The following is a 23,687-nucleotide window of genomic DNA, read 5'->3' as shown; positions in this document are numbered from 1 at the left end:
GGGTAGGAGGACGCTGGCGATCGCCGAAGCCGACTTCCCGAGGGCGCGCCTCGCGTAGCGTTGAAGGGTCGTTCGGTCGGGCTGTCACAGCGCGCGTTCGCGGCCCGGGATCGGGAGGTGCCAGGTGCTGAGCGTGTTCTCCTCGCCGGGACATTACGTGCAGGGCCGGGATGCCACCGCCGCGCTCGGCGCGGAGATGACCCGGCTCGGGATCGGCGGTCCGGTGCTGATCGTGGCCGGGTCGAGCGCTTTCCGGCTGCTCGCCGACACCTGGGAGCGCTCGCTGACGGACGCGAGGATCGCCTATTCGGTCCAGTTGTCCGGCGGTGAATGCAGCAGGGCGGAGATCGCGCGGATCGCGCACGCCGTCGCGGAGTCAGGCAGCACTGTCGTCCTCGGCGCGGGCGGCGGCAAGGTGCTCGACGCGGCGCGCGCGGTCGCCGACGACCTCGATCTGCCGATGATCAGTTGCCCGAGCGCCGCCTCGAGCGACGCGCCGTGCAGCGCGCTGTCGGTGATCTACACCGAGGCGGGCGAGTTCGAGGCGTATCAGCTGGCCCGGCGGAATCCGGCGCTGGTGCTGGTGGACACCTCGGTGGTCGCCCAGGCTCCGGCCCGCTTGCTGATCGCGGGGATGGGTGACGCCCTGGCCACCTGGTTCGAGGCGCGCACGTGCGGCGCCGCGCAGGTGCGCAACATGCGCGGCGGCGCTTCCACGCGCAGCGCCACCGCATTGGCCGAACTCTGCTACCGCACCCTGCTCGCCGACGGCGCCCACGCGCTGAACGCCGTCCGCAACCGCGTCGTCACGCCCGCGCTCGAGCGCGTCGTCGAGGCCAACACGCTGCTGTCCGGGCTCGGTTTCGAGTCCTCAGGGTTGGCCGCCGCGCACGCCGTGCACAACGGTCTCACCGCCGCCGCGCAGACCCACCCGTTCCTGCACGGTGAGAAGGTCGCCTTCGGCACCGTCACCCAACTCGTGCTCGAGGGCGCGCCCGCGTCCGAGATCGGCACGGTGCTCGATTTCTGCGCGGAGGTCGGCCTGCCGACCACGCTCGCCGCACTCGGGCTGTCCGACGCCGACGACGAGACGCTGTCGGCCATCGCGCAGCGGGCGACCGCCCCGGGTGAAACGATCCACAACGAACCCTTCACCGTGGATGCCGCGATGGTGGCCGACGCCCTGCGCGCCGCCGACGCCCTCGGTCAGTGACCAATCCCACAGGCGCCCGCGTTTCCCCAGCGTTCGACACCGAAATCTCACCTTCCCGCAAGCGTGTCTTCATCAACCGTCGGGAAACCTGTCCGTAACCGCCGCTATCGTGGCGACGGAGCCAAGCCAATGGCGGGCAAACCGCCAGGAGGGATTCGGTCCGGTGTCCATCACCAGAGTCGCGGAGTACCCGCGTCCGGATCACGTGTTGTTTCACTTCAGCGACACACATCTCATCGCAGGCGACGACCCGCTGTACGGCGATGTCGACGCCGACCTGCGGTTACGGCAACTGCTCGAGCAGGCCGCGGCAAGCGGGATCCGTCCGACCGCGATCGTGTTCACCGGCGACCTCACCGATCGGGGCGAGCCCGCCGCGTACACCAAGCTCAAGTCGATCGTCGAGCCATTCGCCAGGAGTTTGCAGTCGCCCCTAGTGTGGGTCACCGGCAACCATGACGACCGCGCCGCCCTCCGCGCGCGCCTGCTCGGCGAGTACCCCACGAGTTCCCCGCTGGACCGGGTGCACATGATCGACGGCCTGCGCGTCATCGCCTTGGACACCTCGGTGCCGGGATACCACCACGGGGAGATCTCCGACGACCAGCTGGAGTGGCTGCGCTCGGTACTGGCCGAGCCCGCGCCCTTCGGGACCATCCTGGCCATGCACCACCCGCCGGTACCATGCGTGGTCGACCTCGCCGTCACCGTGGAACTGCGGGATCAGCGCAGGCTGGCCGACGTGCTGGACGGCAGCGACGTGCGCGCCATCCTCGCCGGACACCTGCACTTCTCCACCAGCGCGACATTCGCCGGCGTACCGGTCTCGGTGGCGTCGTCCACCTGCTACAGCCAGGATCTCGGCGTGGCTCGAGGCGGCCTGCGCGGCCAGGACAGCGCGCAGGCCTTCAACTACGTGCACGTCTACCCGGACACCGTGGTGCACTCGGTGGTGCCGATCGAGCGCGGCCGCACCGTCGGCGCGCCCGCCACGCCGGAGGAAGCGCGGCAACGGCTGGCGGAGGACGGCATCGTGATCCCGCCCGCCGCGCGCATCCCCCACGTCATGCGGCGCCAGGCGTCGACTCCCGAAGCGGATGACGAGGCGGTGTACTGAGCCGCTCCCACGGTGCCGGTTCCGGGTAGTACGCCGCCAGGAACTCCGAGACGATCCGCACCCGCTCGAACTCGGCGACCTCGGGGAAACTGCCGTCGTTGAGGCAGAAGAAATCGACGTCGCGATGGCGTGCGAGCCCGTCGAGCAGCGCCAATCCGCTGTAGCTGGTCGTGTCGACGTAGCGCACCTTCGCCGTCTCCTGCGGCACCGCGCGCCCGGTCAGCAAGGCGTAGTAGTGGTACAGCGAATTGGTGACCGAGATGTCGGTGGCCGACCGGAACCGGCTCGCGCTGGTGCGCGCGAAATCCGCCGCGAATTCCTCCTCCATCTCCAGGAGCACGCTGCGTCGCAGCGGCGCGGGCGTGTGCTCCAGATGCCGCGTGATGACATGGCCGAAGCGCTCGGCCAGCAGCGCACGGTTGACCCGCGCGGCGTTCTCGTAACCGCTGCGCCGCTCGTTGTTGCGCCCCGGCCCGATCCTGGTGTCCGCTTCGATGAACCGGCTGACCCCGCCCGGAGTGAAGAACATCGACGGACGCACCGGCCGCGCGAAGAACATGTCGTCGTTGGAGTACAGGAAGTGCTCACTGAGCCCGGCGATGTGCTGCAGCTGGCTTTCCACGGCATGTGAGTTGAACACCGGCAAGCCGCTGACGTCGCGGAAGTGGTCGACCGCGCGCACCACGGTCACCTTCGGATGCGCGGTCAGCCAGTCCGGGGGCGTGGAGTCGGTCGCGATGAAGATCCTGCGGATCCACGGCGCGTTCTTGCGCACCGACCGCAGGGCGTACTTCAACTCGTCGATCTGGCGGACCCTGGCGTCCGCGTCGTCGCCTTCGCCGACCACGACTTGGGCGAGCATCCCGGCGCGGCGTGCGCGGAACTCGGGATCGGTGCCGTCCACCCAGGAGAACACCAGGTCGATATCGAAACCGACATCGCTGGTCTGGGGCGCGAACATGTCGACGAGGGTGGGCCAGTTCCGGTCGAACAGCCGCACCTGCGTGTGCTGGACGTCGGCGAGGTCGAACACCGAGCGGGTCAGCGCGTTCGGTCGCGGACAGGTCACCGTGTCGCCGTGGTACTCCCACAGCTGCAGCTCGACGTGATGCGCCGGATCATGGTCGCGCCCGAGACGGAACACGTTGTGCTGCATTTCTTTACAGGCGAACCCGGCCGCGATCGCCGCGGCGGTCACCCGGCGCACCATCGTGCGGTGCGCCGCGTCGGCCGCGAGCACCAGCCGGTGCTCGCTGTCGCGCACGAGCAGGAACGGCACCTCCGCCGTCGCCAGCTCCGCGCGCAAGTAGCCGAGATCCTCGATCATCGCGGCGGACACGGCGAGATTGCTCGCCATGAGCCGCGTCACCATTTCTACCGCCCCCGTACCCAGTGCTCCCCTGTCCACCATGCTTGCCTCCCACATCCGTCGATCCGCCGGTTTCCGATCTGTTTCGGGGCACCGCGCCGAGCGATGAGTCCGCCGATGCTCGACATCGGCGAGTGATGACCGCGCCCGGCGCGGTGACATTCAGAAATGGGGAAGGGTGCCGAAGCGGAGGTGCGAATTGATCACCTGGTATGCAGACGACTGGTAGACCATTTCGTTTTCACCTCACTCACGGCCGGACGCGCGAAGCGTCATGGATGGAAGCGCTGCACTCGTGCGGTGACGATCGAAGAGCACGGGCGGCAGCCGCAGAGCCGGACAGTCATCGGCCGGCGGCAATCGTGCCCAGAAAACACCGGGCACCTCTACGAATGATGCAACGCATCAGAGATTCCGTCAATCGCTGCAGCTGAACTGCCTGCGCCCTTCCGCTGCCACCGACTCCCCTCCTCCGCCGAGCCGGTAGCACACCCCGGGCTATGCGATTAGGATAGGCTCACCATATTCACTTGAGAAAGGGTTGTGCCGGTGCGTGTCGTCATCCTCTTCGGAACCGAGATGGGCACCGCGGAGTCCGCGGCCGACAGCATCGCCGAGGAGTTGCGCGCGGCGCACGAGGTCTCGGTGTCCGACCTGACGGACTTCGACATCGAGGATCTGGACGTGCGCGACTTCCACGTCGTGGTGTGCTCGACCTACGGCGACGGTGACCTGCCGACCGGCGCCGAACCCTTCTACGACGCACTGGAGCGTCACGCGCCGTATCTGGGCGGCCTGCGGTTCGCCGTCTTCGGGCTCGGTGACAGCGTCTACGGCGACACGTTCAACCGTGGCGGCGAGCTCATCGCCGAGAAACTGCTCGCCTGCGGCGCCGCCCAGGTCGGCGAGCACGCGCGCCACGACGCGTCGACGGAGGTCCGCGTCGAGGACATGGCTCGGGAATGGGCCGCCACGCTCGACATTTCCACGCTCGTCTCGGCCTGATCGGCGGCATGCGCGGACTGTTGGTCGCCTGAGCGGTCCGGACAATGCGCACAGCGCCAGCGCACATGTGGCACAGCACCTTAGACTGCTATCAAGCGCGGCACAGCCCGCCGCGCTCGACGATCCATGAGGTGACGAAGATGGCAGCCGGAGCGAGCCCCGCCCAACGTCAGCACAACTCGACAGATCATCCCGAGCTGGACGTGCTCCCGGAATGGCCCCTGGAGACGATCGGCGTGCTGGTGACGACGGATCCCGCGCCGCACGCCATCCCGGTGTCCTGGCCGGTGCGGGCCGGTGACCGGCGAATTCTGCTGAGCCTGAAATACGATCGCGGTTCGCTGGCGCGGCTGCGTGAGAATCCCGAGGTGGCGCTGCTGATCCTCGGCGGCGGCAACGTGGCGATGTGCGCCCGTGGCACCGCGCACGTGGTCGCCGAGCGGATGCCCGACGCCGACGACTACGTCGCCGTCCGCATCGACGTCGACGTGATCGATGACCACCGCCAGTCGGCCTTCGCTGTCGTGCAAGGTATCCAGCGCACGGTGCTCGACGACGAGAGCGAACTGCGCGCGCTCGAGAGCCGGGTCGACACCCTGCGATCCTGGGCCGACCACCAGAACTGAAATCAGCCCGGCAGCTGCGGGCAACGGAAGTGGCGGCACCGGCCGTGCCGCGCGGAAGGGGATCATGAGCGTCACTCTTGCCAAAGGCGGCAACGTCTCGCTGTCGAAGCAGGCGGCGAACCTCACCAAGGTGTCGGTGGGACTCGGCTGGGACGTGCGCACCACCACCGGCGCCGACTACGACCTCGACGCCAGTGCGCTCGCCTGCGGACCGAATCTGAAAGTGCTCTCCGATCAGCACTTCATCTTCTACAACAACCTGCGTTCGCCCGACGGATCCATCGAACACACCGGCGACAATCTCACCGGCATGGGTGAAGGCGACGACGAGGTGATCAACGTCGACCTCACGGCGGCTCCGCCGGAGATCACCAACATCTTCTTCCCGGTGTCCATCCACGACGCCGACGCTCGCGGCCAGTCGTTCGGCCAGATCCGCAACGCCTTCATCCGCGTCGTCGACGCGGGCACCGGCGTCGAACTGGCTCGCTACGACCTCACCGAGGACGCGTCGACTGAAACGGCCATGATCTTCGGCGAGCTGTACCGCCATAACAACGAATGGAAGTTCCGCGCCATCGGCCAGGGCTACGCCTCCGGCCTGGGGGGCATCGCCCGGGATTACGGCGTAAACGTCTGATCGAATTCCCCAACGCCGCGGGTCATCCGGAATGCGATGCACACCATCGAATTCCGGAAGACCCGAGCGGCGCCGGTTCAGCACCGGCCGACCTGAGGCCGACCGCTACCGCCTGTGCATGTGGTGGATTACGACCGATCGAACGCCGGCGACGCCGCTGGCCCTGCGGGTGACACCTGCCGGTATCGCGCCTACGACCGAGAGAACTTGCCCCCGGTAACGCCAGCGGTGAACGCTTCCCATTCGGCCGGAGGGAAAACCAGCGCGGGGCCTGCGGGACGAGTCGCGGATACCGACACCGCCATCAAGGAACGCGACTTCGACGCATTCTGAACCACCGGCGCTGTGCATACTCTTGAACCACTCAGCCGTGGATAGATCGATCTTCATACCGCGAACTCCCTCGCTACCTGCCGGAGCAGGTGCCTGCTTTGCACCGGGTCCAACGCTGCGCGCTCGGTGGCTACGAACGCTTTTCGGTAGATCCGCTCATCCTGCGCTTGTTCGAGGTACATGTCGCCCGTGTAACCTTCGACGAAGACAACCGACGGCGCGACCTTCTCCCCTTTCGAGTCGAAGCCGAAGTCCAGAATCACGTACGGCCCGACATACAGACCCACGGGAAATCCCGCTTCGAATGGAAGTATGCGCACCTCCACATTGTCGCGAGTACTCATGTCCGCGATGTACCGGTGCTGCGCCGCCATCGTCTTTCGGCTTCCCACCAGAGTCCTCAGGGCGGACTCCTGTAACACCACTTTCAGCGTCACCGGCCGTGTACGTCGGGTGATGACGGCCTGCCGCTTGATTCGCAGCTGCACTCGCCGGTCTAGTTCCTGAGCCGTATCGTCGGGGAAGAAGATGCGATCGAGGGCCTTGGCGTAGTCAGGAGTCTGGAGGATTCCCGGAACCAGATTCGGGCGGAACATCGTCAATAACGTCGCGGCGAACTAGAGCCCGACCTACATGTTGAAGCTTCTCCGGATGACATCGTCGAATGTGTGCCACCAGCACTTCGCATCCGTCTGCCGAGCCAAGCCGGCCATCGCAGTCGTCTTGTCGTCATCGAAACCGTAGATACGGGACAGCTCCCGGATGTCCAGCTCACGCAGGACACCGCCGCTCTCGCCTCCGTTCCTCGGGACTGGCTGATCACAGACATCGCGTGTGCTTGCATGTCATGCGCACGTTTGTCATCCGCAGCAAACTATGTCGTCGCAGGGTTTTCCTACTTCACTGCCGTACGCCGTGAAGTCCCGGATAGGCGCTAAGATTTGTTCGGCTGTACCGGGTTCGAGCGGCGGTGAAGATCGAGGGCTCGGCCGGCCCCAAGTGGCCGGGGTGTCGTCGAGGTCGAAACGCGGTGCGCCGTCGATGAACAGTGTCCACAGTGGGTGGTCGGGAAAACCATTTATCCGCAAGACCCACCAGCGGCCGTCGACGTGGGCGGCGACGGGAAACCTGCCGTTCCCGGTCGATTGCCATCGCGGTCGTGCGTTCAGCTCGGGATACGGCATTGTCTCAGTGTCCCTGATGCGGACGGCCGCGCGGATTGCACTACGGTTCGCCGGCCGGGTGATCTCTACTCGGTCTCCTCCGGCCAGAAGGCGCGCCAATCCTCGGCGGTGAGCGGGAGGCGTTCGCCGCGTTCCTTTTCCGCAGCGTCCTCCGCCGCACGGATAGCGGCGGCGAACGTCAGCGTCGCTTTGCGGAGATGTTCTTCGGCGCTTTCCGGACCGCCGAGGCGCACCACCCGGAGCGCTTCGGGAACGAGATCGGGCGGGAGGCCGGCTCTGGTGCTGCGGGAGATGATCTTCTCGGCGAGCGCCAAGGCCGGCTGGGCCATGGCGATGCCGTCCAGGCAGGAGCGGCGGGACTTCTCGGCGGATTTGCGTTCCTCCCAGGCGCGTTCCTGGGCGGCGATCTTCTCGGCTACCGACGCGGACGGATCGATCGGGGCGTCGACCAGGTGCGGGCTGCGGTTGACCAGCTTGGCGACCAGCGCGGCGGCGACGTCGTCGACAGTGAATTCCCCTGCGGCCTCGGCGATCCGGGAATGGAAGAGCACCTGCAGCAGCAGGTCGCCGAGTTCTTCCTTGATCATCTCGGTATCGCTGTGCTGGATGGCGTCGAGCAGCTCGTAGGTCTCCTCGAGCAGATAGGGGCGCAAGGAGTCGTGGGTCTGGGTGACCTCCCACCCGCCGAAGTGCCACAGGCGGTCCATCACCTCGACGGCGCCGGTCAGCCCCGCCGCGACCACCGCCGTGTCCGTGCGCGGCAGCGAGTCGCCGTTCGGCGCGCTCCCGGACGGCGCGTTTCCGGCGGCACGATGCCGGGCGGCCCGCAAGACGGACTCGTCGCGATCGGCCGAGCTCATCGCGGCGCCAGCTCGGCGGCGACGGTGAGGTCGACCGCGCCTTGGGCCTTGCCGTCCAACGCCAGCAGCAAGTCCGCGACGAACTGCAGCAGCACGACGTCCCGCACGCGCTCGGCGCCGACGCTGTCCTCCACGCGCGGCAGCGGAAGCTGCACCACACCGGAGGCGGCGCGGTACCCCGCGCTCGGGTAGAGCCGCTTGAGGCGCATCTGCTTGGAATCGGGCAGATGCAGCGGCGAGATCTTCAAAGTTGTTCCGGTGACCGCTATTTCGGTGATGGCGTACGCACGGGCCAGCAGCCGCAACTTTGCCACCGAGACCAAGCGCCCGACCTCAACCGGGAGCGGACCGTAGCGGTCGACGAGCTCGTCCACGACCAGCGCCAGCGCCGGATCGTCCTGCGCGGCGGCCAGTTTGCGATACGCCTCCAGGCGCAGCCGGTCGCTGGCGATGTAGTCGGGCGGGATGTGCGCGTCGACGGGCAGGTCGATGCGCACCTCCTTGACCTCCTCGGTGGTGATCGGCTTGCCGTCGGCGGCGGCGCGGTAGGCCTCGACCGCCTCGCCGACCAACCGGACGTAGAGATCGAAGCCGACGCCGGCGACGTGACCGGACTGTTCGGCGCCCAGCACGTTGCCCGCGCCGCGGATCTCCAGATCCTTCATCGCGACCGCCATGCCCGCGCCCAGATCGGAGTTCTGCGAGATGGTGGCCAACCGGTCGTAGGCCGTCTCGGTGAGCGGCTTCTCCGGCGGGTACAGGAAGTAGGCGTAGCCGCGTTCCCGGCTGCGCCCGACCCGGCCGCGCAACTGATGCAGCTGCGAAAGCCCCAGTGCGTCGGCGCGTTCCACGATCAGCGTATTCGCGTTGGAGATGTCCAGACCGGTCTCGATGATCGTCGTGCACACCAGCACGTCGTATTCGCGCTGCCAGAAGCCCTGCACGGTGGACTCGAGCGCGTCCTCGTTCATCTGACCGTGCGCGACCGCCACCCGTGCCTCCGGGACCAGATCGCGAATCCGCTTGGCGGCCTTGTCGATCGATGACACGCGGTTGTGCACATAGAACACCTGGCCGTCGCGCAGCAGCTCGCGCCGGATCGCGGCGGTCACCTGCTTGTCGTTGTAGGCGCCCACATAGGTGAGCACCGGGTGGCGTTCCTCCGGCGGAGTGAGGATGGTCGACATCTCGCGGATCCCGGCCAGGCTCATCTCCAGGGTGCGCGGGATGGGGGTCGCCGACATGGTGAGCACGTCGACGTGCGTGCGCAGCGCCTTGATGTGCTCCTTGTGCTCGACGCCGAAGCGCTGCTCCTCGTCGACCACAACGAGGCCGAGGTCCTTCCAGCGGACGCCGGTCTGCAGCAGCCGGTGCGTGCCGACCACGATGTCGACGCTGCCGTCGGCCATCCCCTCCAGCACGGCGCGGGCCTCGGCCGGGTCGGTGAAGCGGGAAAGACCCTTCACGGTGATCGGGAAGCCCGCGACACGCTCGGCGAAGGTCTGCAGATGCTGTTGCGCGAGCAGCGTGGTCGGCACCAGCACGACGACCTGCTTGCCGTCCTGCACCGCCTTGAACGCCGCGCGCACCGCGATCTCGGTCTTGCCGTAGCCCACGTCGCCGCAGACCACGCGGTCCATCGGGACCGGCTTCTCCATGTCCGCCTTCACTTCGGCAATGGCGGTCATCTGGTCCACGGTCTCGGTGAACGCGAACGCGTCCTCCATCTCCTGCTGCCACGGCGTATCCGGCCCGAAAGCGTGGCCGGGCGCCGCCTGACGGGCGGCGTACAGCTGCACGAGTTCGCCCGCGATCTCGCGAACGGCCTTGCGCGCCTTGCGTTTCGTGTTGGCCCAGTCCGAGCCGCCGAGCTTGGAGAGGCTGGGCATCTCACCGCCGACGTAGCGGGAGAGCTGGTCGAGCGATTCCATCGGCACGAACAACCGGTCGCCGGGCTGGCCGCGCTTGCCCGGTGCGTACTCGATCACCAGGTATTCCCGGCGGGCGCCGCCGACGGTGCGCTCGATCATCTCGACGAACTTGCCGATGCCGTGCTGATCGTGCACCACCATGTCACCCGCGCTCAACGCGAGCGGGTCGACCTGGTTGCGGCGCTTGGCCGGCATCCGCTTGCCCTCGGTCGGCGCGGTGACCCGGTTGCCGGTGAGGTCGGACTCGGCGACGATCACCAGACCGGCGTCCTCGAACACCAGGCCGTCGTGCAGCGAGCCGCACAGCACGCCGACCACGCCGTCGTTCGGCTCGCTACCCTGCTCCAGCGCCACGGCGGGCACGTCGGCATCGGCCAGCCGTTCCAGAATGCGCTGGGCCGTGCCGTGCCCCGCGACTACCACGACGGCCCTGCCCCCGGTAGTGACGTGGGCGCGCAGCGAGGCGAACAAGGTCGCCACCAATTCGTCGGAGCCGCGCGCGGCCGGACCGGGCAGCACCCGCAGTGCGACCTCGGACGCATCGCCGGAGGCGAGCGGGCTCAGCGTCCACCAGGGCAGGCCCTGCCGGTCGGCGCTGGCGTGGATCTCCGGCAGCGGCCGGTAGGCCGAGGCGGCCAGGTCGAGTCCGTGCCCGCCGAGCGGCGCGGCGCCACCGAAGGAGGCGGCGGTCCAGGAGGCCTCCAGGAATTCCTCGCCGGTGCGCACCAGGTCCGCCGCGCGGGTGCGAATCTTCTCCGGGTCGCACAGCAGCACGTGCGTGCCCTCCGGCAGCACCTCGGTGAGCAGGCGCAATCGGCCGGGTTGCAGCACGGGCAGCAGCGCTTCCATGCCGTCTACCGGGATGCCCTGCGCCAGTTTCTCCAGCATCTCCACCAGCGCCGCGTCGGCCGCGTTTGCGGCGGCGACCTCGGCGGACCGCTCGCGCACCTCGGGGGTGAGCAGCAGCTCCCGGCACGGCGGCGCGACCACCACGTCCACCGTGACGTCCGGCAGCGAGCGCTGGTCGGCGACGGCGAACGGCCGCAGCTCGGTGACCTCGTCGCCCCAGAACTCCACGCGCACCGGGTGGGCGGCGGTGGGCGGGAAGAGGTCCAGGATGCCGCCGCGCACCGCGAACTCGCCGCGCTTGCCCACCATGTCGACGCGGGTGTAAGCGAATTCCACCAGCCGCGTCAGCAATTCGTCGAAGTCCAGCTCGGCGCCGACCCGCAGCACGACCGGCTCGATGTCGCCGAGCCCGCCCGCCATCGGCTGCATCAGCGACCGCACGGTGGTCACCACCACTCGCAGCGGCGCGGGGAAATGCGAGTCGTCGGGATGCGCGATCCGGCGCAGCACCTCCAGCCTGCGCCCCACCGTGTCCGCGCCCGGCGAGAGCCGCTCGTGTGGCAGCGTCTCCCAGGACGGGAACTGCGCGACCGTGGGGCCGAGCATCTCCTCCAGCTCCACGGTCAGATCGTCGGCCTCACGCCCGGTCGCCGTGACCACCACCAACGGACGCTCAGCCGCCACCCGCGCCGCGACGAACGGCCGCACCGCCGACGGCGCGACCAACTCGACCGACGTGGTGCCGATCAACTCCGCGACGGTCCGAAGCGAGGAATCGGCACCGGCCGCGGCGGCCAGTCCCGCCAACGGCGGGCGGTGGGTGGACATCAAGAACTCCTGAGCGCAGGCGACACGTTTCGAGCGGCCAACCGAGTCTAGTGAAGCGAGCATCTCGTTTTTGCGGCGCCCGCGCCGCTGCGCGTTCGCAGGCGCCTCTGGTCCGCGGCCGAGGGAAGGCATCGGGCCGGTCCCGTCGCGAATGCGGCGGTCTGTCGGGACGCGCTCCGCCTCGCCGGCGAGGAGCACCGACCTCGAGCCACCGCGCAGAGGCCTACCCGGGGAGTCCGTCCGCGAAAACCATCCGCACCTCGACCCCCGACTTGCGCACCTCGCGCGCCTTCAGATACTCCGGCGAGTCGTACCACTCCCGGATCCGGTCCGGATCGGGGAACTCCAGGATCACCGCGCGCCGACCGGCGGGCCAGGCGCCTTCCACCGCTTCGGGCACGCTCGCGACGAGATAACGGCCGCCGTACTGCCGGATCGATGACTGCGCCAACCGCGAGTACTGCAATCCGACTTCTTCGTCCGAAACCTCGGCCTCGACAATGACATAAGCGGACATACACGACTCCAGCAAGACGAGCGGATCCGACGCGAGCCACACTAGCGTCGCGTGATCACGACGTCCGCACGCGACCGGTACTACGGCCGTGCCGCAGCGACCACATAGGCCACGCCGCGACGAAGTGGCGGCCGGACACCGCTCACGGCACGTAGCGCCGCAACCGCCTTGCCGCGAATTCCCTGAAGTACGAAAGCTTTTCGGGCGGCACGAGGGCCGGGAGCAGGAAGTACCAGGCGCGCTCCATCCGGACCGCCATCTCATCGATGGATTCCGTGCCGACGGCGATGATGTGCACTCCCGCGGCCATCTCCTGCCACAACAGGCCGATGACCTCCGCGTCCAGGTCGGCGATCAGGTCGCCCTGGGCGATGGCCCGCTCGGCCAGCAGCCGGTAGGTGTCGCCCCAGTTCTTGGCGATGTTGTCGCCTTGCGCGCCACGGTAGTCGCCGATCTGATGGGTCAGCTTCAGCATGGCGCCGACCATCGGATCGTTCATCGATAGATCGGCGACGACGTAGGTGATGCCGATGCACGCCTCCAGCGCGGGCACCCGAGGATCGAAGAACCCCTGACACGAACTGGTCAGTCTCTCGTTGCCCTGGTCGACCACGGCGCGCGCCAGCTCTTCCTTCGAGCCGAAGTGAAAGTACAAGGCGCCCTTGGTGACATTGGACTGCGCGATGATCTCGCTCAGGCTCGCATTCGCATATCCCAAGCGCAGAAAGACATCGGCAGCGCCTGCCAGGACGGAATCGCGGGTGATCTCCGCGCGCGCTTGCCTAGTGCCGCGCCCGGGAACCTTTGCCCTGTTGTAACCGACACGCCGACAGGTTGCGGCGTGCCGGTCAGGGCATCGGTCAGCCTGGTCGGGTGGCAGAACGAGTACGGGTGCGAGAGCTCGACGACGATGAAGGCAGACGGTTGGTGCGGATCATTCGCCGCGGTACCGGATCGGTGGTGACCTGGCGGCGCGCTCAGATGATCCTGCTCTCCGCTCAGGGCATGCCGGTGCCCAAGATCGCCGAGGTCAGCTTCACCAGTGCTGACCGGGTCCGCGATGTGATCCACAACTTCAATGCCGACGGATTCGATTCGCTGTACCCGAAATACGCCGGTGGCCGACCGAAGACGTTCACGCTGCCCGAACGCCGCGAGATCAAGAAGCTCGCCAAATCTGCCCCGACCGAACACGATCTGCCGTTCTCGACCTGGAGCCTGACCAAACTCGCCGAGTTCCTGGTCGCTGAGGGGGTGGTCGACGACATCAGCCACGAGGGTCTGCGCGTGCTGCTCCGTGAGGAGGGTGTCTCGTTTCAAAAAGTGAAAACCTGGAAGCGGTCGAAAGACCCGGACTACAAGGCCAAGAAGGCCCGAGTCGAGCACCTGTACGCCATCGCCGACGGTGAGGTCGTGCCCGACTCCGATGAGCCACAGGTGATCTTCTGTCTCGACGAGTTCGGGCCTTTGAACTTGCAGCCGCATCCGGGCCGGCAGTGGGCCGAACGCGGTGGCAAGCATAAGGATCCGGATCGCGAACCCAGGCGCCGTCGGCGGGCAACCTATACCCGCCCGCACGGGGTACGGCATTTGTTCGCCGCGTACGACCTCGGTAAGGACAAGCTGTATGGGCATGTCAAGGCCACGAAGAACCGCACGAAGTTTCTCGAGTTCTGCCGGTACCTGCGCACCTTGTATCCGGCCGAGGTCCGCATGGCGATCGTGTGCGACAACTTCTCGCCGCATCTGACGACGAAGAAGTGCCAACGGGTCGCCCAGTGGGCCGAGGAGAACAACGTCGAGATCGCGTACACGCCGACGAATAGTTCATGGTTGAACCGTATCGAGGCGCAGTTCACCGCGTTGCGGTACTTCGCGCTCGACGGCACCGACCACGGCAGTCATCGTGAACAGGCGTCCATGATCCGGCGCTACATCATCTGGCGGAACAAGCACGTCGAAGACCAACGGCTACACGAAATCGTCAACAGGGCAAACGTAGCCTGATGCGGCACTAGCCATCAGATCCGCCTGTCATCCTAAAACCAGCCATCCTGAAGTAGACCGACATCCCGAAGTTGACCGACTTACCGCCCGAACAGCACCCAAAGGATGGGTGAACCGTACCACCAGAGGCGCGCCCAGCAGCCAATTCGAGCATTCGGCCAGAGCTGGCGCGCAATTTTCTAGTTAACAATCCGCGTCACTCACCGGCGCCCGCACGCCATTCCGAACTCAGTCGCGGATGGGCCTCGAGATGGCTCAGCCCGTTCCAGCACAGGTTCACCAAGTGCGCCGCGACAACCTCTTTCGACGGTTGGCGTTCGTCGAGCCACCAGGTCGCGGCGGTGGCGACCTGGCCGACGAGCGCCTGCGCGTAGAGGGTGGACAGGCTGGTGTCGAACCCGCGGCGCGCGAAATCTCCGGCCAGGATGTGCGCCACCTGGTTGGTCGCCTCGTTGAGCAAACTGGAGTACCTGCCCTCCGCGGCGGCGGCGGGCTGATCACGCACCAGGATTCGGAATCCGTCGGTTCGTTCCTCGATGTAGGTCAGCAGGGCCAGTGCGACCTGTTCCAGCCGGATCCGCGATCGGTTGCGGGTGAGCGAGGAGGTGATCATGTCCAGCAGCATCGACATCTCGCGGTCGACGACGACCGCGTACAATCCCTCCTTGCCGCCGAAGTGTTCGTACACCACCGGTTTGGAGACTTGGGCGCGTTGCGCGATCTCCTCGATCGAGGTCGCGTCGTAGCCGCGTTCGGCGAACAGCGCGCGCCCGATCTCGATCAGCTGCTGACGCCGCTGGGTGCCGGTCATACGCGGCCGGGGCACTCGATGCGACTCACCCGAAGACACTGACAATTCTCCGCCTCTCCGCGTTCTCGCCGGCCGTGCGTGCGTCGACGGTTCGCCTCCGGGCCGCGGTCGCATGCCCGGCCGAGTCGTGGGCGTGCCCGGCGAGTTACCCATGTGCGTAGACGCCGGCGTCGCATCAGGGCTCCGACGCACGACGCCGCCGTTCGGATACCACTGTTCCAGACAGCTCGGTGATACACCCCGTCGACCCTCCGCTCCGACCCGCCATGACGCCGCGGAGTGAAACGAGAGAACTTCGAATGGTACGGCCGGAAGACGCGCGCAAGCGGCTCACGACCGAACACACCAAGAATTCGCGGGGAGGCGGGCGAGTATGCGAGGATTCATCCCGTGCCGTGGCACAGCGGCGGGGGTTCGCCAACCGCCGGTGTGGCAATCCGCCGTGGTGTAATGGCAGCACATCTGATTTTGGTTCAGAGAGTTCAGGTTCGAGTCCTGGCGGCGGAGCTCGAGAGCACGATGACTATCGTTGGCCCGCACATCGCTGACCAAGTACGACGACGACCCCCACGATGACAGGCAGCCGAGGGAGATCCATGCCACAGCAGACCGCCGTCGTCGTTCTCGCAGCCGGTGCCGGGACGCGGATGCGGTCGAAGACCCCCAAGGTGCTGCATTCGCTGGCCGGTCGGAGCATGCTCGCGCACGCGCTGCATGCGGCGAACGAGATCGACCCCGCGTACCTCATCACCGTGGTGGGGCACGACCGCGAACAAGTCGGCGCGGCGGTGACCGCGGTGGCCGACGACCTGGGCCGGGAGATCACCCCCGCGATCCAGGAGCAGCAGCTCGGCACCGGGCACGCGGTGCAGTGCGCGCTGGCCGCCCTGCCGGTCGGCTTCACCGGCGACGTACTGGTCACCTCCGCCGACGTCCCGCTGTTGGACGGTCACACGCTGGCCGCACTGCTCGACGAGCACCGCAGCTACGCCGAACGCCCCGCGGTCACCGTACTGACCTTCGTGCCGGAGGACCCGAACGGCTACGGCCGCATCGTCCGCGACGCGGACGGCCAGCTGGCGGAGATCGTCGAGCACGCCGACGCCACCCCGGAACAGACCGCGATCACCGAAGTGAACTCCGGTGTGTACGCGTTCGACGCCGCGGTGCTGCGCACCATGATCAGCCGTCTGTCCACCGCCAACGCCCAGCACGAGCTGTATCTGACCGACGTGCTGCGCCTGGCCCGCGAGGCGGGTCACCCGGTGCACGGCGCGCGGCTGGTCGACGCGGCCAAGGTCACCGGCGTCAACGACCGGGTGCAGCTGGCCTCGGCGGCGCGCACGCTCAACCGCTACATCCTCGAACGCCACATGCGCGCGGGTGTCACGATCATGGATCCCGCCTCCACGTGGGTGGACGCCAGCGTGCGCATCGGAAGGGACGCGGTGCTGCGGCCCGGTGTCCAACTGCTCGGCAATACGGTCATCGGCGAGGACGCCGAGGTCGGCCCGGACAGCACGCTCACCGACGTCGTCGTCGGCGACGGCGCCCGGGTGATCCGCACCCACGGCGAAGGCGCGACCATCGGTCCGAAGGCGACCATCGGTCCGTTCAGCTACCTGCGTCCCGGCACTGTCGTGGGCGACGAGGGCAAACTGGGCGCTTTCGTGGAGACCAAGAACGCCTCGATCGGGGCGCATTCGAAGGTCCCGCATCTGACCTACGTGGGCGACGCCACCATCGGCGAGCACAGCAACATCGGTGCGTCCAGCGTCTTCGTCAACTACGACGGCGTGAGCAAGCACCACACCGTCGTCGGCTCGCACGTGCGCACCGGAAGCGACACGATGTTCGTCGCGCCGGTGACGGTGGGTGACGGAGCCTATACGGCGGCGGGTACTGTACTGCGCAGAAACGTTCCGCCAGGGGCTCTCGCGGTGTCCGGTGGACCGCAGAAGAACATCGACGGCTGGGTGCAGCGACACCGTCCAGGGACGGACGCGGCCCGCGCGGCGGCGGAAGCCATCGCGGCCAAGGAGATGTCGGGTCAGGCAATAGAGCAAAAGGATGGCAATCAGCAGTGACCGCGTCATGGATCGATAACCAGAAGAACCTGATGCTCTTCTCGGGACGCGCTCATCCTGAGCTGGCCGAGCAGGTCGCCAAGGAACTCGACGTCCACGTCACCCCGCAGATCGCACGGGACTTCGCCAACGGCGAGATCTTCGTCCGGTTCGAGGAGTCGGTCCGCGGTTCCGACGCCTTCGTTCTGCAGAGCTTCCCCGCACCGCTGAACCAGTGGCTGATGGAACAGCTCATCATGATCGACGCGCTCAAGCGCGGCTCGGCCAAGCGGATCACCGCGGTGCTGCCGTTCTACCCGTACGCCCGCCAGGACAAGAAGCACCGCGGCCGCGAGCCCATCTCGGCCCGCCTGGTGGCGGATCTGCTGAAGACCGCGGGTGCGGACCGGATCATCACCGTCGACCTGCACACCGACCAGATCCAGGGCTTCTTCGACGGCCCGGTCGACCACATGCACGCCCAGTTGCAGCTGGCGGAGTACATCCGCACCAACTACAGCCTCGAGCACATCACCGTCGTGTCCCCCGACTCCGGCCGCGTGCGCGTCGCGGAGAAGTGGGCCGACTCGCTGGGCGGCTCGCCGCTGGCCTTCATCCACAAGACCCGCGACCCGCTGGTGCCCAACCAGGTGAAGTCCAACCGCGTGGTCGGTGAGGTCGAGGGCCGCACCTGCATCCTGATCGACGACATGATCGACACCGGCGGCACCATCGCGGGCGCGGTCAAGGTGCTCAAGGAGGCCGGCGCCGGTGACGTGGTCATCGCCGCGACCCACGGCGTGCTGAGCCCGCCCGCCGCCGAGCGCCTGGCGAGCTGCGGCGCCAAGGAGGTCGTGGTGACCAACACCCTGCCGCTGACGGAGGAGAAGAAGTTCCCGCAGCTGACGGTGCTGTCCATCGCGCCGCTGCTGGCCCGAACCATCCGCGAGGTCTTCGAGAACGGCTCGGTCACCGGCCTTTTCAACGGCAACGCATAAAGGAACACATCGCGAGAACGGCGGCTCGGACTTCGGTCCGGGCCGCCGTTGTCGTATGCGCGTTAGCCGCGGCGATCGGTGGGGATACTGAGGGTATGGACCGTGACCCGCTGGAAACCGAGATGGGGGATGACGACCAGGAGGACGAGATCCGCGAGTATCAGCGCAACATCGAGGATCCGCCCGACGACCTGCGCATCCGCTACCACGAGGACGAGGACGACGGCAGGCTCGGCATCGGCGACGAGCTGGAGCAGGAGTGGACACCGGGCGACGGCCGGGCCGAGGACGACGAGGCCGACGACCGGTCCGCCGAGGTGGCCGCCATCGAGATCGTCGACGACGAGGACCTCTGAGACCCCGCCCGCCTCGACGCGCCACACCGGCGCAATCGAGGACGACGCCGCGTTCACCGTGGTAGGCATAGGTTGCGTGACCGGGACGATACGAGGAGGGTGCGATGAGCACGCCGAAGGATCCGGAGCACACGAACGACGAGCCGCGGCCGTCGGAGTCGCCGTCGTCGCCGAAGCAGACCGGGGACTCCTCCGGTGACGAGCCTGCCCAGCCGCTGACCGGCGCCGCTCCGGCCCAGACACCTGGCGGACAACCCACCGAGCACGACCCCGCTGCCGCGCGGCCGCCGGAGACCGAGCCGGGGGCCGCGGACCAATGGTGGCAGCCGGGCGGCACGCAGCACGCGGGCCGGCTGGGCGGCCAGTGGGGAGCCGAACCCAGCGGCCAGCCCGCCGAACCCCAGCCATGGGGCGCCGACGGCCCGAGTGGTCAACAGTCCTGGGGCGCCGAACCCGCCGCGCCGGAGAACCCCTTGTCCGGCTCCGCGCCGCAGCCCCCGCCCGACGAGTCGACGCAGCGGTTCACGCCGGACGACCACACGCGATACGGGTCAGGTGGGCAATCGCCTTATCCGCCCACCGGGCAGCCCGCCGACGCCCAGGAGCCGTATCCGCCGACCGGACAACCCCAGTACCCGGCGGGCGGGGTGTACAACTATCCGGCGTCCGGGCAGCAGCCGCAGTACGGCTACCCGTCCTACCCGCAGCAGGGCTACGAACCCTATGGCACACCACCGAGGCAGCCGGGAAGTCAGGTGTACTCGATCATCGGGTTCGTCTGCGCGGTCACCGCGGTGCTGTTCTGCCCGATCCTCTTCGGCCCGGCCGGGATAATCCTGGGCGTCATCGGACACAACAAGGGTGAATCGCTCGGCAAATGGGCAGCGATCGCGTCGGGCGTCGGCATGGTGATCGGCTTGGTCGTAGGGTTCGCCGTGTTCGGCGGAGACCTCACCACGTAGATTCTCGGTATGCGTCTCTTCGGTGACACCGGCTCGGCGGGTGCGCGAGCATGACCGGATTCACAGGCTTTCCGCTGGCGGGGCCGGACTTCTACGAGGACTTGGAAGCCGACAACTCCAAGGCGTTCTGGACCGCGCACAAGAAGATCTACGACGAGTCGGTGCTCGCGCCGATGAAAGCGCTCGTAACCGATCTCGAACCGGACTTCGGACCGGCAAAGATCTTCCGGCCCTACCGGGACGTGCGATTCGCCAAGGACAAGTCGCCGTACAAGACCGCGCAGGGCGCTGTGGTGCGCGCCGCGCCGGGCGTGGGCTGGTACGTCCAGATCAACGCCGCGGGCTTGTTCGTCGGCGGGGGTTTCTACCAGGGCTCGCCCGACCAGCTCGCGCAGCTGCGCGCCACCATCGATGACGAGGTGCGCGGACCGGAACTGGCGGCGATCCTCGCGGAACTCGCCCACGCGGGCTACACCATCGACGGCGAGAAACTGAAGACCCGCCCCAAGGGCTACGACGCCGACCATCCGCGCATCGACCTGCTGCGCCACAAGTCCATCACCTGTGGCAAGGAATTCGGCGCGCCCGCCTGGCTGGAAACCCCGCGGGCGGCGAAGGAAATCCGCTCCGCGTGGGAGACTATGCGGCCGCTGGTCGAGTGGCTCGCGGCGGTGGTCGGCGGCGTGCCGTCGTAGTGACCGCCGCCGACGGGAGCGCCGTCAGCGCCGCCCGGCGAGGACCAGCGCGAAGCGATCGTCCGGATCGGTCCACACGTGTCCGGTGTCGAAGCCCGCGGCGGCGAGTTCGGCGTCGAGGCCGTCGACCCGGAATTTCGCCGAGATCTCGGTGCGTATCTGTTCGCCGCGGCCGAAGCGCGCGGTCAGATCGAGGTCGCCGACCGTGACGGTCATGTCCTCGCTCGCCTCCAGCCGCATCTCTATCCACTCCCGCTCCGCGTCCCAGACCGCGACGTGCCGGAACTTCTCCGGCGCGAAGTCGGCGCGCAACCGGGCATTCAACACGTGCAGCACGTTCCGGTTGAACTCGGCGGTCACACCCGCCGCGTCGTCGTAGGCGGGGACGAGCACCGCCGGGTCGGTGACCAGCCCGGCTCCGAGCAGCAGTTGCTCACCCGGTTCGAGCACGTCGTGGATCCTGGCGAGGAATGCGGACCGCTCCTCGGGGACCAGGTTGCCGATGGTGCCGCCCAGGAAGGCGATCATTCGGCGTCCGCCGCGCGGCAGGGTGTCCAAGGTGCCGGTGAAATCGCTGACCACACCGTGCACGGCCAACCCGGGAAACTCGGTCGCGACCTCGTCCACCGCGGCGCGCAGCGCCGTCGACGAAACATCTTGCGGCACATATGTCTTCAACGGCCCACGGGCGATCGACGCGGTGAGCAGCAGGCGAGTCTTCGCCGCCGATCCCGCGCCGAGCTCGACGAGCACCTCGGCCTGGGCGGCGTCGGCGATCTCGTCGACCACCCGATCCAGCAGCGCGCGCTCGGTGCGGGTCGGATAGTACTCGGGCAGCTCGGTGATCCGCTCGAACAGCTCGCTGCCCCTGCCGTCGTAGAACCATTTGGGCGGCAACCATTTCGGGGTGGCTTCCAGGCCGAGCCGGGCGTCCGAGCGGAGCGCCGCGTTCAGATCGTCTTCGGTGAGGTGGATGTCCAGCGTGGCTGCGGTCATGGCTGGGCCTTTCGGGTCAGAGGAGGGCGTCGACGGACAGCGTGCCGGGCTTGGCGCTGACCAGGCTGCGGTCCGGGATCGATCGCCAGCGTGGGTCGTCGTCGAACGGTTCGGAGGACACGAGTGCGAAATCGTCGGTCACCAGCACCGACAGGGAGTGGGAGCAGGTGGTCGCCCACAGCTGCGCGCCATCGGAGAGCAGCAGATTCAGGCGTGCCTCCGGCGCCCGGCCGAGGATCGCGGACACGAGCAGCCGCAGCGCCGCCGGAGCCGCCGACCACTCACCGTCCGGGGAACTGGTCGACAGCAGATCGCACAGCAGCACCCACAGTGTGGCGGCGTCGGTGGCCGATTCCGCCTCCAGCAGCCGCGCCGGGGTGAACAGATCCTCGGCGCCCAGTTCGGCCGCGATGAGCGCGAACTCGCCGGCCACGCCGGTGAGGGTGCGACGCCAGTCCGGAACCACGCCGTTGTGACTGAACGCCCAGCGGTCGCGGGTGAACGGCGCGCACGCGGACCGCTCGACCGGCATGCCGACCGTCGCCGACCGCACCGCCGCGAGCACGGCGGCGGACTCCAGCTGCGGCAGCACCTCGTCCACCGCCGGGTCGGTCCAGATCGGCGCGGCGTTGCGGTAACGGCTGGCGGTGACCGTTTCGTCCGCCGCGACGCGCCACCAGGCGACGCCGAAGCCGTCGGCGTTGATGGTGCCGCCGTGGCGCATGTCGCGCGGGGCCCAGGCCTGGGTGCGCAGTGAATGGGAACCGAGGGTCAACATCTCGCCCACCCGCACCGGCGGACCGACGTAGCCGAGGTGTCTACACATCGGCATCCACCGCGACGACCGTGGCCGGGCAGGGGCCGCCTGCCGCGTCGCTGCGGCCTTCCGGCCGGCACGCGGCGTGTCCGCGGTCGCTCACTCGCCTTCTCCCGGCCGCAGGTCTCGCGCCAAGCGGAACCCGGCGAAGATCTGGCGGCGGACGGGGTGGTCCCAGTTGCGGAAGGTGGCGCGGCAGGCCACCGGATCGGTACCGAAACAACCGCCGCGCAGCACCCGGTAGTCGCCGCCGAAAAACACCTCGGAGTACTCCCGGTACGGGAACGCGCGGAATCCCGGGTACGCCTCGAAGCCGGAGGCGGTCCATTCCCACACGTCACCGATCAGCTGGTGCACACCCGCGGGGGACGCGCCTGCCGGATACGCGCCGACCTCGGCGGGCTCCAGGTGACGCTGCCCGAGGTTGGCGGTGGCGGCATCGGGATCGGCCTCGCCCCAGGGGAATCGGCGCGACACGCCGGTGGCCGGGTCGAACCTGGCCGCCTTCTCCCACTCCGCTTCGGTGGGCAGGCGCTTGCCTGCCCAGTTCGCGTAGGCCTCGGCCTCGAACCAGCACACGTGCACTACCGGCTGCCGAGGCCGCAGCGGGGTCATCACCCCGAAGACCCGCCGCCACCAGCGCCCGGACGGATCGCGCTCCCAGAACTGCGGCGCGACCAGGCCCGCCTCGACGCGGTGCGCCCAGCCACGCTCGGACCACAGTTCGGGCCGCTCGTAGCCGCCGTCGTCGACGAAGGCCAGGTACTGCTCGTTGGTGACCGGCGCGGCGTCGATCGCGAAACCGGGCACCCGGACCTGATGGGCGGGGCGCTCGTTGTCCAGCGCCCACGCGTCGGTCGAAGTGCCCATGGTGAATTCACCCGCCGGGATGACGACTTCCCCCGTGACCGGCGCCGCCGAAGTCGGCGCCGCGGGCGCGGAGAGCACGGCGGCTCCCGTGCGCAGCTGATGGGTGGCCAGCATGGTCTCGTCGTGCTGCTGCTCGTGCTGAGCGATCATTCCGAACGCGAAACCGCCGTCGATCAGTGGACGACCTCGTAAGTCGCTGCGCTCCAGCACATCGAACACTTTGTCGCGCACGGCGCCGACGTAGCCGCGGGCTTGCGTGGGGTCCAGCAGCGGCAGCGTGGGCCGGTTCGCGCGGGCGTGCTTGAAGGCGTCGTAGAGTTCATCGATGTCGGCGCGCACCGGGTCGCGGCCGCCGACATCGCGCACGAGCCAGAGTTCTTCCTGGTTGCCGATGTGTGCGAGGTCCCAGACCAGCGGGCTCATCAGCCGCGAATGCTGGGCCACCAGTTCGGCTTCGTCGACACAGTCGGTGAGGGTGAGGGTGCGCTGTCGCGCGCGGGTGAGGACGTCGGCGATCCGGTCGCGGAGCTGTTCGGTGCCGGAGTTGTCGGTCGGGGCGGAATGCGAAGTGGTCACGGGAAACGTCTCCGGAGTTCGTGCTGATCGGCGGCCGCGCGGCCGCGGGTGTCGGTGCCGC

General features: G+C 68.1%; 21 protein-coding genes, 1 tRNA gene and 1 pseudogene. 12 read left to right on the top strand and 11 right to left on the bottom strand.

Translation table 11 applies throughout. From position 1 onward, the window contains the following. The first annotated feature begins 124 nt into the window (after positions 1-124). Both K8O92_13420 and K8O92_13415 read left to right on the top strand, forming a co-directional pair. Positions 125-1,213 carry a glycerol dehydrogenase gene (locus tag K8O92_13420; protein ID UAK34744.1) on the top strand — a complete coding sequence of 363 codons (1,089 nt, stop codon included), beginning with the start codon at positions 125-127 and terminating at the stop codon, positions 1,211-1,213. Between the two features lie 163 nt (positions 1,214-1,376). Then, on the top strand, positions 1,377-2,330 hold the full coding sequence (locus K8O92_13415; GenBank protein ID UAK34743.1) for a phosphodiesterase: 954 nt from the start codon (positions 1,377-1,379) through the stop codon (positions 2,328-2,330). Here K8O92_13415 and K8O92_13410 read toward each other — a convergent pair. Then, on the bottom strand, positions 2,278-3,741 hold the full coding sequence (locus K8O92_13410) for a stealth family protein (protein ID UAK34742.1): 1,464 nt from the start codon (positions 3,739-3,741) through the stop codon (positions 2,278-2,280). The genes K8O92_13415 and K8O92_13410 overlap by 53 nt on opposite strands. A 507-nt stretch (positions 3,742-4,248) precedes the next feature. Here K8O92_13410 and K8O92_13405 point away from each other — a divergent pair. The 3 genes from K8O92_13405 (at position 4,249) to K8O92_13395 (ending at position 5,970) form a co-directional block, all read left to right on the top strand. After that, positions 4,249-4,704 carry a flavodoxin domain-containing protein gene (locus tag K8O92_13405; protein UAK34741.1) on the top strand — a complete coding sequence of 152 codons (456 nt, stop codon included), beginning with the start codon at positions 4,249-4,251 and terminating at the stop codon, positions 4,702-4,704. A 140-nt stretch (positions 4,705-4,844) separates the two neighbouring features. After that, complete coding sequence (locus K8O92_13400) at positions 4,845-5,330, top strand: pyridoxamine 5'-phosphate oxidase family protein (protein UAK35672.1); 486 nt, start codon at positions 4,845-4,847, stop codon at positions 5,328-5,330. Positions 5,331-5,394: 64 nt separating this feature from the next. Further along, positions 5,395-5,970, top strand: a complete 576-nt coding sequence (locus K8O92_13395; GenBank protein ID UAK34740.1) for a TerD family protein — start codon at positions 5,395-5,397, stop codon at positions 5,968-5,970. A gap of 191 nt (positions 5,971-6,161) precedes the next feature. Here the strand turns inward: K8O92_13395 and K8O92_13390 are convergent. From K8O92_13390 to K8O92_13365, 6 genes and pseudogenes are all read right to left on the bottom strand, one after another. Further along, a pseudogene (locus tag K8O92_13390) lies at positions 6,162-6,360 on the bottom strand (DUF397 domain-containing protein). Further along, the gene (locus K8O92_13385; protein ID UAK34739.1) at positions 6,357-6,899 is read right to left on the bottom strand and encodes a DUF5753 domain-containing protein; all 543 of its coding nucleotides are present in this window, start codon (positions 6,897-6,899) and stop codon (positions 6,357-6,359) included. The pseudogene K8O92_13390 and the gene K8O92_13385 overlap by 4 nt, the downstream one beginning before the upstream one ends. 653 nt (positions 6,900-7,552) lie before the next feature. Then, positions 7,553-8,347: a MazG family protein gene (locus K8O92_13380; protein ID UAK34738.1), complete on the bottom strand. Its 795-nt coding sequence runs from the start codon at positions 8,345-8,347 to the stop codon at positions 7,553-7,555. Continuing rightward, the gene (gene mfd, locus K8O92_13375; GenBank protein ID UAK34737.1) at positions 8,344-11,955 is read right to left on the bottom strand and encodes a transcription-repair coupling factor; all 3,612 of its coding nucleotides are present in this window, start codon (positions 11,953-11,955) and stop codon (positions 8,344-8,346) included. Before mfd ends, K8O92_13380 begins: the two co-directional genes overlap by 4 nt. Before the next feature lie 223 nt (positions 11,956-12,178). Beyond that, positions 12,179-12,472 (bottom strand): DUF1330 domain-containing protein, encoded by a 294-nt coding sequence (locus tag K8O92_13370; protein UAK34736.1) that lies wholly within the window; start codon positions 12,470-12,472, stop codon positions 12,179-12,181. Between the two features lie 142 nt (positions 12,473-12,614). Next, positions 12,615-13,238 carry a TetR/AcrR family transcriptional regulator gene (locus K8O92_13365; protein ID UAK35671.1) on the bottom strand — a complete coding sequence of 208 codons (624 nt, stop codon included), beginning with the start codon at positions 13,236-13,238 and terminating at the stop codon, positions 12,615-12,617. A gap of 107 nt (positions 13,239-13,345) precedes the next feature. On the opposite strand from K8O92_13365, the gene K8O92_13360 reads away from it, so the two are divergent. Then, complete coding sequence (locus K8O92_13360) at positions 13,346-14,479, top strand: IS630 family transposase (GenBank protein ID UAK34735.1); 1,134 nt, start codon at positions 13,346-13,348, stop codon at positions 14,477-14,479. A 196-nt stretch (positions 14,480-14,675) separates the two neighbouring features. Here K8O92_13360 and K8O92_13355 read toward each other — a convergent pair whose 3' ends face one another. Continuing rightward, complete coding sequence (locus K8O92_13355) at positions 14,676-15,290, bottom strand: TetR/AcrR family transcriptional regulator (protein ID UAK34734.1); 615 nt, start codon at positions 15,288-15,290, stop codon at positions 14,676-14,678. 436 nt (positions 15,291-15,726) lie between these two features. Here K8O92_13355 and K8O92_13350 point away from each other — a divergent pair. The 6 genes from K8O92_13350 (at position 15,727) to K8O92_13325 (ending at position 20,367) form a co-directional block, all read left to right on the top strand. Continuing rightward, positions 15,727-15,797: transfer RNA gene (locus tag K8O92_13350), tRNA-Gln, on the top strand. An 89-nt stretch (positions 15,798-15,886) separates the two neighbouring features. Further along, positions 15,887-17,377, top strand: coding sequence for a bifunctional UDP-N-acetylglucosamine diphosphorylase/glucosamine-1-phosphate N-acetyltransferase GlmU (gene glmU / locus K8O92_13345; GenBank protein ID UAK34733.1), 1,491 nt, complete (start codon positions 15,887-15,889; stop codon positions 17,375-17,377). Further along, positions 17,374-18,354 carry a ribose-phosphate diphosphokinase gene (locus tag K8O92_13340; GenBank protein UAK34732.1) on the top strand — a complete coding sequence of 327 codons (981 nt, stop codon included), beginning with the start codon at positions 17,374-17,376 and terminating at the stop codon, positions 18,352-18,354. Before glmU ends, K8O92_13340 begins: the two co-directional genes overlap by 4 nt. A gap of 95 nt (positions 18,355-18,449) precedes the next feature. Then, a complete protein-coding gene (locus K8O92_13335) occupies positions 18,450-18,710 on the top strand; it encodes a hypothetical protein (protein UAK34731.1) in 261 nt (86 codons plus the stop codon). Between the two features lie 104 nt (positions 18,711-18,814). Then, the gene (locus tag K8O92_13330; GenBank protein UAK34730.1) at positions 18,815-19,672 is read left to right on the top strand and encodes a hypothetical protein; all 858 of its coding nucleotides are present in this window, start codon (positions 18,815-18,817) and stop codon (positions 19,670-19,672) included. 50 nt (positions 19,673-19,722) lie between these two features. Further along, entirely contained in the window at positions 19,723-20,367 is a 645-nt protein-coding gene (locus tag K8O92_13325; protein ID UAK34729.1) for a DUF2461 domain-containing protein, read from the top strand. Positions 20,368-20,391: 24 nt separating this feature from the next. Here the strand turns inward: K8O92_13325 and egtD are convergent, their stop codons facing one another. The 3 genes from egtD to egtB form a co-directional block, all read right to left on the bottom strand. Then, a complete protein-coding gene (egtD, locus tag K8O92_13320) occupies positions 20,392-21,363 on the bottom strand; it encodes an L-histidine N(alpha)-methyltransferase (protein UAK34728.1) in 972 nt (323 codons plus the stop codon). A gap of 16 nt (positions 21,364-21,379) precedes the next feature. Further along, on the bottom strand, positions 21,380-22,189 hold the full coding sequence (egtC, locus tag K8O92_13315; protein ID UAK34727.1) for an ergothioneine biosynthesis protein EgtC: 810 nt from the start codon (positions 22,187-22,189) through the stop codon (positions 21,380-21,382). Between the two features lie 90 nt (positions 22,190-22,279). Beyond that, complete coding sequence (gene egtB / locus K8O92_13310; protein ID UAK34726.1) at positions 22,280-23,626, bottom strand: ergothioneine biosynthesis protein EgtB; 1,347 nt, start codon at positions 23,624-23,626, stop codon at positions 22,280-22,282. Between the last annotated feature and the right edge of the window lie 61 nt (positions 23,627-23,687).

Source organism: Nocardia asteroides (genome assembly GCA_019930625.1).
In the GTDB taxonomy this organism is placed as follows: Bacteria; Actinomycetota; Actinomycetes; order Mycobacteriales; family Mycobacteriaceae; genus Nocardia; species Nocardia sputi.
Note: the sequence above shows the minus strand (reverse complement) of the source record. Positions and strands in the feature narration are given on the sequence as shown.